Genomic DNA, 13,413 nt, shown 5'->3' with positions numbered 1-13,413 from the left:
TTGATGATTCATTTGCCCGAATTTCCGCCCCAGGCAGCCCTGATAGGTAATGCCTGGGTCGATACCGACGCTACGTTACCGGTAGAGGCCCCTGCCCGTGGAGAAGTCGACACGCAAATTGCCCGCTGCACATCCAAGCATGTTGATGACGCCGTCACTATGGCGCGGCGCGCCTTTGCCGGTGAGCTGGGGGAGTGGGCTCAGTGGAGTGCCCGGCAGCGCAGCGCCTGGTTATTTGGTTTTGCCGATGCCATTGAGGCTAACCATGAGAATTTATCAGCCTTGGAGTGCCTGGACACAGGTAAACCTTTAACCCAGGCGCGCGCGGATATTAAAGCCTGCGCTCATTACTTTCGCTTTTATGGCGGAGGCGCCGATAAATTACATGGCGAGACCCTGCCCTATGAAGAGGGCTACACCGTCATGACGCTACGCGAGCCATATGGTGTCTGTGCTCAGATTATTCCCTGGAATTACCCGGCCCAGATTTTCGGCCGCTGCGTGGCAGCCGCCTTGGCGACCGGCAATACCGTGGTCCTCAAGCCTGCCGAAGATGCCTGTTTGAGTGTCTTGAGCTTGGCAAAGCTGGCGGTATCTAACGGCTTGCCAGCAGGAGTGCTCAATGTGGTACCCGGGCTTGGGCGCGAAGCTGGCGCTGCCCTGGCCGCGCACCCAGGCATTGACCATCTCTCTTTCACCGGCTCGCCCGTGACCGGCACCCAGGTAACCCAGGCTGCTGCCGAACACCACGTTCCCGTCACGTTAGAACTGGGTGGCAAGTCGCCGCAGATTGTCTTTGCAGATGCTGATCTCGATGCTGCTTTTGAAGCGGTGGTGCGTGGGATTATCCAGAATGCGGGGCAAACCTGCTCGGCGGGAAGTCGTCTGTTGATACAGCGCGATATATCGAAAGCGTTTACGGATCGTCTAATAGAACGCTTCTCGACACTGCAGTGTGCGTCGGGTGAGGAGGACGTTGACTGCGGCCCGCTGATCAATGCCCGCCAAAAATCGCAGCTTGATCAGCGGCTAGCCACGGCTGAAGCGGACGGTATTCGAGTTTCGGCGAGAGGGCAGCTAGCTAAAAACGCCTCACCAGCCGGGCATTTTGTCGTCCCGCATCTGCTCACCGATATTCCCGATGATCATGATGTGCTGCGCGAAGAGCTGTTTGGCCCAGTGCTGGCTGTCCAGATATTTGAGGATGAAGCGCAAGCGCTGCGCCTGGCGAATGCAACCGACTTCGGGCTTTGCGCCGGTGTCTGGACGCGCGACGGTGGCCGCCAGCTGCGCTTGGCAAGAGGAATCCGCAGCGGCCAAGTATTTATCAATAACTACGGCGCGGGCGGCGGTATTGAACTGCCTTTCGGCGGTGTCGGGCGCTCGGGCTATGGGCGGGAAAAAGGCTTCGAAGGGCTGCGCAGCTATACCCGGATTAAAACGGTCGCCATTCGCCATGGCTAGGCAAAATCATATCTATTTCAGGTTAGGAGCTTATTCATGAATCAATCCGTTCGTACAGAGCATCGCATCGGCATGGTCGGTGTAGGACTAATGGGCCACGGCATTGCCAAAAACATTCTCAACGCGGGGTATTCTTTGGCCTTTCTTGATCACCCAGGCAACCAACCCGTGGACGATCTGCTGGCGTCGGGCGCCGTGCCGTGTTCTAGCGCGCGGGAAGTGGCCGAAAAAGCCGACGTGGTATTGCTGTGCGTAACGGGGTCGCCCCAGGTAGAGGCCGTGCTCTTTGAGCCTGATGGCGTGCTGGAGGGGCTCGCCCAGGGCACCATTGTAGTGGACTGCTCTACCTCGTTGCCAAGCTCCACGGCTAAGGTCGCCGCTAGGGTGGAAGAAGCGGGCGGCCACCTGGTCGATGCGGCGATGACACGCACTCCCAAAGAAGCCGAGGAGGGGCGCTTAAACCTTATTGTCGGTGCACATGAGACGCTGTTTGAAGCGTTGCGCCCGCTACTCGCAAGCTTTGCTGAGGTCATTACCCATGCGGGCGCCGTAGGCTCAGGGCATACCCTTAAGCTGTTGCATAACTACGTGTCGTTGGGCTTTTCAGCCGTACTGGCCGAGGCGACCGCGGCTTCCCGGCGAGCGGGTATCGATGACCACGCTTTTCTGGAGGTGTTGACCAAGGGCGGCGGGGGCGGCGTGGTGCTGGAACGGTTACGTCCCTTTATTGAATCAGGCGATGCTTCGGGGTTTCGCTTTAGCGTGGCGAACGCGCATAAAGACCTGGGCTACTACCACACCATGACCGATGAGCTTAATACGACAAGAGGCGTGGCCGGTGCGGTGGCAGCGCTGTATGCAGGCGTAGAGGATCAGACCATGGCGGTGCCGGAGTTGATTCACCTGCTTGAGACGCGCACTGAATCCTGACCAGGGTGATGAATGACGGATAGTAGTTAATATGGGGAATTATCGATAAAGGCAAAGCTCAACAAGCTTTGCCTTTATGCTTCAAGCGCGGCGACTGAATGCTTCAGTCCCTTGGAAACCGGGCTTCCAATTCAGCAACCTGTTCAGGCGTCAGCGCGCGCGGGTTTTCGCCGCGCAACAGCAGAAACAGCTTTGCCGTTTCCTCGAGCTCTTCAGTGGCATACACCGCCGCTTCGAGGTTTTTTCCTGCAACAACCGGGCCGTGGTTGGCAAGCAGCACGGCACTGTGCTTGCCTGCTAGGCCGCGTACCGCTTCGCCTAGTTGTTGGTCGCCCGGGATGTGGTAAGGAACCAGGGGAAGCTTGCCCACGCGCATGGCGTAATAGGCGGTGAGAGGCGGAATGCAGTCGCAGGGGTTGATACCCGGCAGGCAGGAAACCGCCACCGAATGCGTGGAGTGAAGATGAACGATAGCGCCAGACTGCGGCCGCTCGTCGTACATGGCCATATGCAGAAACTGCTCTTTGGTGGGTTTATCACCGCTGATCAGCTGGCCTTGGGTATCCAGGTGCGAGATACGCGCAGGGTCCAGTCGCCCAAGACAGGCGTTGGTAGGGGTCATCAGCCAGCCGCCGTCATCAAGGCGCACGCTGATATTGCCGCTGGAGCCCATGGTCAGGCCACGATCGAACAGCGATTTCCCCAGCGTGCTGATCTGTTCGCGCAGGCGGTTCTGGTCGTGCGTGCTCATGCCAATACCTCAAACGCTCGGGTGAAGAAATCCACGCTGCCAAAGTTGCCCGACTTGAGCGCCAGGGAAAGCGGCGCCTCGCGGTTGGCAAGTGCCGCCTGTGTCCAGGGTACGCCGGGGTCGATCTGCTCGCCGATACGTAGCGCTGAAACGCCCAGGGCAGACACCACCGCACCTGAAGTTTCGCCACCGGCAACCACCAGTCGGCCAACGCCTTCATTGACTAGGGTAACGGCAAGCTGGCTTAGCGCTTCTTCGACGAGAAGGCCGGCCTTATCGACGCCCAGCTCCGCCTGAGCGGCCTTGACCTTATCAGGGTCGGCAGAGGCATAAATCAAGGCAGGTGCATCTTGTTCAAGACGCTCGAACGCGAAGGCCAGGGCCTGCTCCCACTGTTTGTCGTCTTTCGCCAGAGCCTGCGGGTCAAGCGCAAAACCAGCGCCAGGATGGCGTTCGAGGAAATCAGCAACCTGGGCAAGCGTTGCCCGTGAGCAGCTGCCGGACAGTACCAGCATGTTACCAGAGGCGGGTTGAAGACGCCCCGGCTCGGCAATCTCGGCAAGCCAACCCTGTTTGCGGTACTGGGCAGGCAGGGCCTGGCCAAGCCCCGAACCACCGGTTACCAGGGACATCGTTACCGTTGCCTCCGCCAGTACGTCCAGGTCGCTGTCATCGACGGTATCGCAGATTACATGGCGTACGTTTTCAGCTGCCAGGGCATCAAGGTGTTGGCGAGTGGCCTCGGCTCCCTTGGCTAGCGTGGCGCGGCTGGCCAAGCCTACGGCGTGGGAGGTCTGGCGTGAAAGCACGCGTACCAGATCCGCATCGGTCATGGGCGTCAGCGGGTGATGTTGCATGCCGCTATCGTTAAGCAGGCGATCGCCAACGAACAGGTGTCCTTGATATACCGTACGGCCATTAATCGGAAATGCCGGGACCATCACGGTTTGCGAGATGCCGAGTCGATCAAGTAGCGCATCGGCAACCGGGCCGATATTGCCCTTGTCGGTTGAATCAAAGGTCGAGCAGTATTTGAAAAATATCTGCCGGGCACCCTGTTCACGTAACCAGTCAAGTGCTGCCAGTGAATCGGCGACGGCCTCATCAACCGGGCAGGAGCGTGACTTAAGCGCCACGATCACGGCATCCACGTTGCTTAAATCAGGCGGGGTGGTCGGCACGCCGATCACCTGAACGCAGCGCATGCCGCCGCGTACCAGGTTATTGGCAAGGTCTGTGGCACCGGTGAAATCGTCGGCGATAGCGCCCAGTACGATGGTCATAGCATTCTCCAGGATACGGCCTTCAGGTAGCAGCGGTTTTGCGGCGTGCGCGCTTGATCAGCGGCGTAATCAGCGTGACGGCCAGCAGAAGGAAAGCAATGCTCAGCAGCGTGGCGCTGATAGGACGCTCAAGAAAGATGCTGAAATCGCCTTGTGACATGGATAAAGCACGGCGCAGCTCGCTTTCTGCGATAGGGCCCAATACCAATCCCAAGATAATGGATACCAGGGGGAAGTTGATCTTCTCAAGCAGATAGCCCAGCACGCCAAAGCCCATCATCAACCATACATCAAACATGGAGTTGCGCACCGAATAGGTACCCACGATGCAGCACATGATAATGATGGGCCCGAGTGCGGAATAAGGTACATTCAGCAATTTGGTAAACAGCACGATGAACGGCTTTGAGAAAAGCAGAATCATAAAGTTGACGATAAATAGCCCGGCAAAGACGGCGTAGATCAAGTCACTGCTGGTTAGCATGAACATTGGCCCAGGCTGCAGGCCGTGCATGATAAACGCGCCTAGAATAACGGCCGTAGTGCCGCTACCCGGAATGCCCAGCGCAAAAAGCGGCACCAGGGCACCCATGGCCGCTGCGTTATTGGCGGACTCAGGGGCGGCGATGCCTTCCGGCGCGCCCTTGCCAAATTTCTCAGGGTGCTTGGACCAGCGGACCGTTTCGCTATAGCTCACCATTGCCGCGGTACTGGCACCGATACCCGGCAGGATACCGATGACGACCCCGATAATGGATGAACGCGACAGGGTCATGCCAATCTGGCGCAGAATAGGCAGGTCGAAGATCTTTACCTTCACCTTTTTCAAGGGCTGGTGATTTTCATGGTCCAGCGTGCGTTTCATGACTTCTGAAACGGCAAACAAACCGACAATGACCGGAATCAAGCCCACGCCTTCGGCCAGGTTGAGATTGCCAAAGGTAAAACGGCTGGTGCCGGTGAGTGGATCAATACCGATGGTCGCAATGAATAGGCCTAGAGCAGCACCAATCAAGCCGAATATGAGACGACCACCGAGTGATGCAACCACGGTTAAACCAAGTACCGCCAAGGCAAAGTATTCGGGGGATGAAAACTTCAAAGCCATCTTGGCCAGCATGGGCGTGAATATAATCAGCGCGACGGTACCCACAAGGCCGCCAATAGCCGAGCTTAAAACGCCGATGCCCAAAGCTTTGCCTGCTTCGCCACGCTGCGTCATGGGGTAGCCGTCAAACGCCGTCATTACCGCTTCAGGCGTGCCAGGGGCCCGGTACAGAATGGCCGTAATCAGACCTGAAAAGACCGTTGCGCCATAGATGGCGGTCAACACCATAAAGGCCGTGGTCGGCTCCATGCCATAAGTAACCGGCAGCAGGATAACCACCAGAATGACGCCGCTAATGCCGGGCAGTGCACCGCCGATAAAGCCGATAAACACGGCAGAGGTTAAGAGCAGCAGGTTAAGTGGCTGCATCACCACGGCTAACCCGCCCAAAAAATGTTCTAGCATGGTCGACTCCCTAGAAGGTTGGGTCTGTTATGGGTCAGCCTTACGGCATGGGGATGCCGAGCAGCGAAACGAAAACGCCCTGCATCAGTACGGCAGCAATAACTAATGTAATGGCAATGGTCATCCACGAACGGGCGCCCAGCAGCAGCGTGCCGATAAACGTAAATATCAGGCTGGCGATTAAAAAGCCGACGCTTTGCATCAATAACGTGTAGGCGACAGCCGCCGCTATAAACCACCAATGGCGGGTTCGGCCAAGAGAGAAGCGTGACGAAGCTGGTGCTGTTTCAGCTGAGGTGTCAGGGGTAGTCTGGGGCTCGCTGACCAGTGCCTGCTTGCGGTCACGCCACGTGATGGCGAGCAGTATAATGCCCAGCGTAAACAGAACGATCAGCAGTGTCAGTGGCCAAACGCGAGGGCCGATAAACGTGGATACTTGCGCAGAGCTTGGGAATTGCAGTGTGGGATAAAGACTCACCACCGCGAGTGACACGACCCCCAGCGCAAAAAGAGTGATCCTGGCGTGCATGGTAAACCCTGAAAGGGATAATGGAAGACCGGCCCCGCAAGGCCGATCTCTCAAATGGATACAGGAGGGGACATGCCCCTCCACCAACCAGCAGCTGCTGGTTTAGTCGTTTTGCAGCAAGCGTGAGTAAAGCTCGTAGTTGTTCTCAAGCCGCTGACGGTACTCGTCGCTACCCATCCAGCCTTCGCGGTAGTCAAGGTTCACTCGCTCAGCGTAGCTCTGATAATCTTCAGAGTCGTACACCTCTTTGAAGGCTTCTTCCAGACGTTTCATGATCGGCGCAGGCGTATCGGCGTGTACAAAGATGGCGCGATCGTTGCCGTCGGTCAGATCCCAGTCGTTTTCAACTGTCGTCGGTACATCCGGGTAATCGTCAAGACGCTCATCGCTGAACACCAGAATCGGCATCATCTGGCCTGCTTCGATGTAGCTCAGCAGCGGGCTTAGCGAGGTGGTGGTCGCATCAATGTTGCCGCCTAGCACGTTGGCAGTGGCGTTGCCTGTGCTGTCGTAAGGGATAAAGTTCATGTCCAGGCCTGACGCATCACGCAGCGACAGGAAAGTCACATGGTCAGGGCTTGCCGTATGCGTGCCTCCAACGGTGACTTTGCCGGGATTTTCCTCAGCGTATTTCACGAAGGATTCAAAATCGGGAAAACGCTCAGGATTGACAAAAAGCGCCATCACGTCGGACTGCATACGTGCAACCGGCGTTAATTGATCCAGACCCACGGGGTTTTGGCCCGCCGCAAGTGAGGTCACAAGCGTAGTGGACGCAAAGTCCAGCGTATGGCCGTCAGCTGCGCTTGTCGCGGTACGCTGGTGCGCCAACGCACCAGAGGCCGCCGGCAGGTTAACCACCGTAATGCGAGCGCCACCCATCGCTTCTTCAAACATCGGGCGAACGACCCGCGCGAAGTTATCGGTACCACCACCGGCACCTGCCGCTACCAGAAACTGGATCGGCTTGCTCGGGAAGTTATCGGCATCGCTGGCGCTGACACCGGTCGCCACACCGATAAGGGCAAAAGCGAAAGAGGCGTATTTAACACTATGCTTAATAGACATATTTTTCTCCAAGTTGATTGTTATTGCTTTTAAGATCCGTTGCGATAAAAAGCAGGGCCAATGGCATGCCGCCCTGCTGTTGGTTACTGGCTATCCGCTTTATAAAACAATTCATCTTGTTTAAGACGAAGCTCATATAGCCGCGAGGATGGTAACCGAACATCGGCCAGGGTAATGGGTTGATTAGAGGCAATATCCCGAATCACCTCGGCGCCAGGCAGTAGGTAAAAAGGCACCTTGGCTTCACCTGCAAGGGCGGCGGCGGGGTGAATTTCCGGGCGCAGGCCTTCGATATGTCGGTGGTGCCCCTTCATTTCGAGCAGCTGACCTGCACTAATGGGCTGGGTCGTGCGTGCCGTCAGGTCGAACTTGGGCGTCGTGGCGTGACCTCCCCCTGACGTCAGGCCATTCAGCACGATATCCAGCAGGGAGATAGGCGCTTCCAGGCCTAAAAGGTGGCGCGGCAGGTAAACCATGGCACTATTACCGCTACGGCTTAATACGTGACCTTTATCGCGCAGCAGCGTCCATACATGCGGGTCTTCACAGCGCACCACTACAAATACACCGCCTGCAAAGCTAAGCTCGTCTGGACGGCGCAGACAGTTGAAGACTTCAAGACGCTCGTTGCCTTCCAGCACGCCGCCTTCTGACCAAGTGTCCAGCAGTGACGGTACTTCAATCGTTCTGAGCACCATGGCATGAAATTCAGGCAGATCTGGCTGCAGGCCTGTCGCGTTGGCAACATTGACCATCTCGCACAGGTCAGGCACGGAAATCTGCGGAATAGCTGACAGGACCTCACCGCGAGCTTTAACCGTTGCGCACGCATCGCTATCGTCAAGCTTCCAGAGCGAGGCCATTTCAGAGGCATCGTATTGGGTGCCGTTACAGGTCACGGTGCCTTGCGCTTCATCCCAGATGAAGTCGTATTCGCTGCTTTTGCCTGCCGAAACAACCTCAAAACCCAGCGTTCTCGCCCAAGTAATAAGGCCGATAAGAAGACTTGGCTGATCGCCATCAAGCGGGGTGAACAGGCGCCCCTGCTTTTCAGCCAGACGCGTCAGGTAAGGGCCCACCACCGATTCGGTTTCTTTGGTGGCGATACCTACATGCTTGCCTGCCAGCAACGCAGCTTCGGAATAACGGGCACCTACATCAGGAATGCCCGTGGACTCAACCAGAATGTCAAAGGGGAGTGCCTTTATCGTATCGAATGAGGCTGTGGCAATATAAAACCCTTTTTCCCAGGCAGCTTCGGCATCACTTGAAGAGTGGCATACCATTATCTGGGATTCGGGAATACCCGCATGGCGTAAGGCTTCAGCCGCTTTTTCAGGGTTGATATCGATCGCGATACGGGCCGATAACCCTTGCATCTGGCGTGCCTGGCGAAGTACGCCACGGCCAAAATCCCCAGCACCTGCAATGCAGGCTTCAACTACCTTGGTTGACTCAAAGTGTTGTAAGTAATTCATAGATAAAGGGTATTCCCTGTTTTGGTCAGAGTGTATTGCAGGGTGACCGTTAACCCATTAAGGCTGATTTGCCACGGCGGCACAGTATACAGATGCTGGAAATGTTGTGGTATACCATTTTAAGGGTCAATAAAAGCAGTGTAATACTTTAGTATTAAAAAAGTGCATTTTTTAATTAAGTGTATGAATGCATTGGGTTAAAGAATAGTTTGTTTTTATATTATAAAATTTGAAAGGATATTTTTGGTATGCCATTCTTTGTGTTTGCTAACTAACGTGAATAAATCTATGCCAGAAGCTGTTCAGTCCAATCACGCGGGGCTTGTCGAAAAAGTCGCGAACTATTTACGTGAACATATCGTGATGGATCATTTTCAGCCGGGTCAGCGGCTGCCTGAACGTACGTTGGCTGTCGAATTGCAGGTTTCGCGCACGCCTTTGCGCGAGGCGCTCAAGATTTTGGCTACTGAAGGTCTGGTGGTGATTTCCCCTAACCGGGGCGCGGTGGTGGCAGATGTCAGTGCGGCTGATATGAAAGAGAAAGCGTATGTACTGAGCGTGCTCGAACAGGCAGCTGCCGAACTCACCTGCGCTATCGCCAGTGATGAGGATATTGCTGAGTTTCAGGCACTGCATTATGAAATGAAAGCAGCCTTTCTAAGGCGGGACCGACAGAACTATTTTCGTTTAAATCAGGATATCCACAATCAGATTGTGGCTCTGTCAGGTAATACAACGCTAATCGACATGCACACCACGCTTAGCCGGCAGCTATATCGGGTTCGCTATCTTTCCAATCAGAAGAATGAAAAATGGGCGACTGCGATGGAAGAGCATGAGGCTATTCTAGCGGCGCTGGAAGCACGTGACGGCGTGCGTGTTGGGCGCGAGTTGCGCAACCATTTAGGGAAAACCTGGATAAAGTACGCTAACGGCGAAGAAGTGAGGGATCAATCCGGTAACCTGCCCGGCTAGCGCAGCGCTTACCGTTTAAAAAAGATTACAAGCGCTTTTGTGATGTCTATTGTCGTGTTAATCCTTCATGGTGGGCTCTGGCCGTGTCGCTAGCCACATCGCCACCCCAGCCAACAGCGCAATAATTGCCCAGCGCAACCAGCCGCTACCCACATGCAGCAAGATAAATAGGGCGCTTGCGCTAATCATGCCTACCGCCAGAATTTTGGCACGCCGGGTAATGGCGCGCTCACGCTCCCAGTTCTTGATCAATGGCCCAACATAGCGGCGCGAGCGGATCCATGCTTCAAAACGCGGCGAGCCTTTCGAGGCACAGTAAACGGCCCCCAGCATAAACTCGGTAGTCGGTAACAAGGGCAGGAAGATACCGATGACGCCAATGCCGAAACTCAGCGCAGCAAGACCTACCCATAAGGCGCGAACCAGCGTTATGGATTCTTTAGGTTGGCTGTGTTCTAGCGGCGTACCGTTTGGCTTTTTCTCTTCCATCAACATACCCTAATGCTGGGGAGTGCGTTGCGGCGCGTCATGACCTTATCGCTGATGTTAAGCTAGCTGCGCGTCCGGATGACGACGCATCGCACAAAGCAGCGTAAACCTGTTGATACTGGGTGAGTTAGCTATCAAAAATCAAGGCGCAAGGGCAATAAGAGGGGCCGACGCCGTGTCGCTCTGAATGACCTGAAGCTCCGAGCCGTACACCCTGGCGACAGTGGCGGCCGTTAAAACATGTTGGAGCAGGTCGTGTTCAACGCATTGCCCTAGGCGTATCAGCCATACACGGTCAACGTAAAGAAGTCTGATCAAGCGTAGAGAGAAGGGGAAAGAGGAGGAAAGAATCACTTTTTATCATTCGCTAAAGCGCAATAATCCAAAGACTATTTATAAAACAAACGTTAGGCGAGCCATTTAATATCGGCCCGCCTAACGTGATAAGACTTGCTAATGTTTTACAATGAAGTTGGCCGTATTAGGTCGCTATACGTAATGAACGTATCATTTAATAAAGCACCGTCAATAAAGCCTAGCCAAGCATGGCCACTCTGCAAAGCAGATGTTAGCCTGCTTTCTTGTTAACAAGCGTTTCAGCCAACTGGGTGAGCTTATCATCGGTGTTCTTTTCTTCTTCAAGCGTTTCGGCGAGAAGGTCTTTGGCTTCGGTATAGCCTAACTGCTCGGCAAGCGCACAGAGTGTACCGTAAGTAGCGATTTCATAATGCTCTACTTTTTGCGCAGCGCCGATTAGGCCAGCATCACGCACGGGGCCTTTTTCGGTTGCGTCGATAAGCTCTTGGCCCTCTTCGATCAGGCCCTCCATCGCATGGCACTTCATGCGCTTGATACGGATATCTGGCAGGCTGTCGGCTACCTTTTCAAGCCTTTCTAACTGCCCTTGAGTTTCTTCAAGGTGATGTTTGAACGCCTCAGCCAGTTGAGGATCATCAGCTGCCCGAGCCAGTTTGGGTAGTGCCTTTGTAATCTGCTTTTCAGCACTATTTGTATCAGAAAGAAGGTGGGTGAAAAGCTCCTTGGCGTTTTTAATAACCATCGTGTTGCTCCTGCTTGATTAATAAAAGGATCATCCGTAATAAACGTCTTCAGCCCTTTAAAGCTAGCAGGGAATTTGCACAGAACAAATTTATGTAAGTTAAGCTTTTAAGGCAGGTACCATTCGTTAATGCACTTAATGTTGAAATAAGTAACTTAAAAATTGATTAAAGTTAATATCTATCAATATTAAAACGGTGATGAAAAGTTATGAGCTGCCGATAAACAATTGAAAAGCAATGAAACACATCATGAGGGCTACGCCGATATCAATCAGGCGCCAGGTAAGCGGGCGGGCAAGCCAAGGGGCAAGGCTGGCGCCACCAAGGGCCAGTGCGCTGAACCATATGAACGAGCCGCTGGCGGCTCCCAAGGCGTAGGCGCCGGGCATCGGCTGTTGGGCGCCAAGTGAGCCAATCAGCAACACGGTATCCAGGTAGACATGAGGATTAAGCAGCGTGACCGCCAGCGCAGCTAGCATTATGGCGCTAAACGAACGGGGTGATGTGGAAGTAGCTTGAAGCGATTGAGGACGGCAGGCGCGGTATAACGCCTGACTGCCATACCAAAGTAAAAACACTATGCCGCCCCAGCGTGCGATAGCAAGCAGCAGCGGGCTTTGGGTCAATATGCTTGCCAGCCCAAAGACTCCTGCGGTTATTAGGGCTGCATCGCATAAGATGCACAGCAAGGCGACCGCTACATGGTGCTCGCGTCGCAAGCTTTGCGATAAAACGAAGGCGTTCTGCGCGCCAATCGCCATGATTAGTCCAATGGCTATAAAAAGGCCATTGCTATAACTCTGCCACATTCCGTTTATTCCTTATCAATCGCCTTTTAAAGCGTGTTATGCCGCTTATTAGAAGCGCAGTTTGCTAGAATCATTTTCATAAGAAAAACGAATACTCCTGATGCCCTATAAGGAAAACTGATTGCTGGACTATAAATTGCTGGCGGCCCTGGCCGCCGTGATAGAACAGGGCGGGTTTGAGCGCGCGGCGAATACGCTGGGGCTATCCCAGTCGGCGGTATCCCAGCGGGTCAAGCTGTTAGAAGCCCGTATTGGTCAGCCGGTGTTAGTGCGTGCGACGCCGCCTGCTCCCACAGAAATCGGTCGTCGATTGCTGAATCATGTACAGCAGGTGCGCTTACTTGAGCGTGACCTCACGCGCCAGGTGCCTGCATTGGATGATGCGGTGCCGGAACGCCTGCGCCTGGCGATTAATGCCGACAGTCTGGCCACCTGGTGGCCCTCGGCAGTGAGTGGTTTTTGTACCCATCAAAACGTATTGCTGGAGCTGGTCGTCGAAGATCAGGAGGTCGGGTTAAAGCGTATGCGCGCAGGCGAAGTAGCTGGCTGCGTATGTGCTGCCGAGCGCCCTGTCGCAGGTGCCAATAGCGTGGCATTAGGTGCCATGTCGTATCTTGCGGTCGCAAGCCCTGCTTTCATGACGCGATACTTTGCTGGCGGCATCAGTACAGACGTACTTCCTCAGGCGCCTGCCATCGTATTTGGTGCTGATGACCAGTTACAGCACCGCTATCTGGCGACGCTGAATATAACGGGCAGTTTTGCCTATCATCTGTGCCCTTCGTCTGAAGGCTTCGTGCGTTTACTGGAAAGCGGGCTTGGCTGGGGAATGGTGCCCGAGCTTCAGGTACGTGATGAGCTGGCCCAGGGCAAGCTCGTCGAGCTGATAACCGGGCACGTCATCCATGTACCGCTTTACTGGCATTACTGGCGTAACGGCGGGCGCTTACTGGCAGGTTTGACGCAGCATCTCCGCCATGAAGCACAAGCGGCCTTGGTACCGCTGTAACGCTGCTTGGCTCTGTCAAACGGTTGTCATCTTTTACCGGTAAGGTGCTTGTTT

General features: G+C 54.8%; 13 protein-coding genes. 4 read left to right on the top strand and 9 right to left on the bottom strand.

Annotated elements, in window-relative coordinates; genetic code table 11:
• Positions 1–3: 3 nt before the first annotated feature.
• Both ELY25_RS15520 and ELY25_RS15515 read left to right on the top strand, forming a co-directional pair.
• Positions 4–1,464 carry an aldehyde dehydrogenase family protein gene (locus ELY25_RS15520; protein WP_221885428.1) on the top strand — a complete coding sequence of 487 codons (1,461 nt, stop codon included), beginning with the start codon at positions 4–6 and terminating at the stop codon, positions 1,462–1,464.
• Between the two features lie 36 nt (positions 1,465–1,500).
• Positions 1,501–2,394 carry an NAD(P)-dependent oxidoreductase gene (locus ELY25_RS15515; RefSeq protein ID WP_126952173.1) on the top strand — a complete coding sequence of 298 codons (894 nt, stop codon included), beginning with the start codon at positions 1,501–1,503 and terminating at the stop codon, positions 2,392–2,394.
• 103 nt (positions 2,395–2,497) lie between these two features.
• On the opposite strand, the gene otnC is transcribed toward ELY25_RS15515, so the two are convergent.
• The 6 genes from otnC to ELY25_RS15485 all read right to left on the bottom strand — a co-directional run bounded on the left by otnC (position 2,498) and on the right by ELY25_RS15485 (position 9,016).
• A complete protein-coding gene (otnC, locus tag ELY25_RS15510; RefSeq protein WP_126952172.1) occupies positions 2,498–3,145 on the bottom strand; it encodes a 3-oxo-tetronate 4-phosphate decarboxylase in 648 nt (215 codons plus the stop codon).
• Positions 3,142–4,428: a 3-oxo-tetronate kinase gene (gene otnK / locus ELY25_RS15505; RefSeq protein ID WP_126952171.1), complete on the bottom strand. Its 1,287-nt coding sequence runs from the start codon at positions 4,426–4,428 to the stop codon at positions 3,142–3,144. Before otnK ends, otnC begins: the two co-directional genes overlap by 4 nt.
• Positions 4,429–4,450: 22 nt before the next feature.
• Positions 4,451–5,941 (bottom strand): tripartite tricarboxylate transporter permease, encoded by a 1,491-nt coding sequence (locus ELY25_RS15500; RefSeq protein ID WP_126952170.1) that lies wholly within the window; start codon positions 5,939–5,941, stop codon positions 4,451–4,453.
• Positions 5,942–5,981: 40 nt separating this feature from the next.
• Positions 5,982–6,470, bottom strand: coding sequence for a tripartite tricarboxylate transporter TctB family protein (locus tag ELY25_RS15495; protein ID WP_126952169.1), 489 nt, complete (start codon positions 6,468–6,470; stop codon positions 5,982–5,984).
• 102 nt (positions 6,471–6,572) lie between these two features.
• Positions 6,573–7,538 (bottom strand): Bug family tripartite tricarboxylate transporter substrate binding protein, encoded by a 966-nt coding sequence (locus ELY25_RS15490; protein ID WP_126952168.1) that lies wholly within the window; start codon positions 7,536–7,538, stop codon positions 6,573–6,575.
• An 83-nt stretch (positions 7,539–7,621) separates the two neighbouring features.
• Entirely contained in the window at positions 7,622–9,016 is a 1,395-nt protein-coding gene (locus tag ELY25_RS15485) for a flagellar biosynthesis protein FlgA (RefSeq protein WP_126952167.1), read from the bottom strand.
• Between the two features lie 288 nt (positions 9,017–9,304).
• On the opposite strand from ELY25_RS15485, the gene ELY25_RS15480 reads away from it, so the two are divergent.
• Positions 9,305–9,991, top strand: coding sequence for a GntR family transcriptional regulator (locus ELY25_RS15480; protein ID WP_126952166.1), 687 nt, complete (start codon positions 9,305–9,307; stop codon positions 9,989–9,991).
• 57 nt (positions 9,992–10,048) lie between these two features.
• Here ELY25_RS15480 and ELY25_RS15475 read toward each other — a convergent pair whose 3' ends face one another.
• From ELY25_RS15475 to ELY25_RS15465, 3 genes are all read right to left on the bottom strand, one after another.
• Positions 10,049–10,480, bottom strand: coding sequence for a YbaN family protein (locus ELY25_RS15475; protein WP_126952165.1), 432 nt, complete (start codon positions 10,478–10,480; stop codon positions 10,049–10,051).
• Positions 10,481–11,048: 568 nt separating this feature from the next.
• Positions 11,049–11,540, bottom strand: a complete 492-nt coding sequence (locus ELY25_RS15470; RefSeq protein WP_126952164.1) for a YciE/YciF ferroxidase family protein — start codon at positions 11,538–11,540, stop codon at positions 11,049–11,051.
• 207 nt (positions 11,541–11,747) lie between these two features.
• Complete coding sequence (locus ELY25_RS15465) at positions 11,748–12,350, bottom strand: LysE/ArgO family amino acid transporter (protein WP_126952163.1); 603 nt, start codon at positions 12,348–12,350, stop codon at positions 11,748–11,750.
• A gap of 121 nt (positions 12,351–12,471) precedes the next feature.
• Between ELY25_RS15465 and ELY25_RS15460 the strand changes: the two genes are divergently transcribed.
• On the top strand, positions 12,472–13,359 hold the full coding sequence (locus ELY25_RS15460; protein WP_126952162.1) for a LysR family transcriptional regulator ArgP: 888 nt from the start codon (positions 12,472–12,474) through the stop codon (positions 13,357–13,359).
• Positions 13,360–13,413 lie beyond the last annotated feature (54 nt).

Source organism: Vreelandella populi (assembly GCF_003989825.1).
Lineage (GTDB): Bacteria > Pseudomonadota > Gammaproteobacteria > Pseudomonadales > Halomonadaceae > Vreelandella > Vreelandella populi.
Note: the sequence above shows the minus strand (reverse complement) of the source record. Positions and strands in the feature narration are given on the sequence as shown.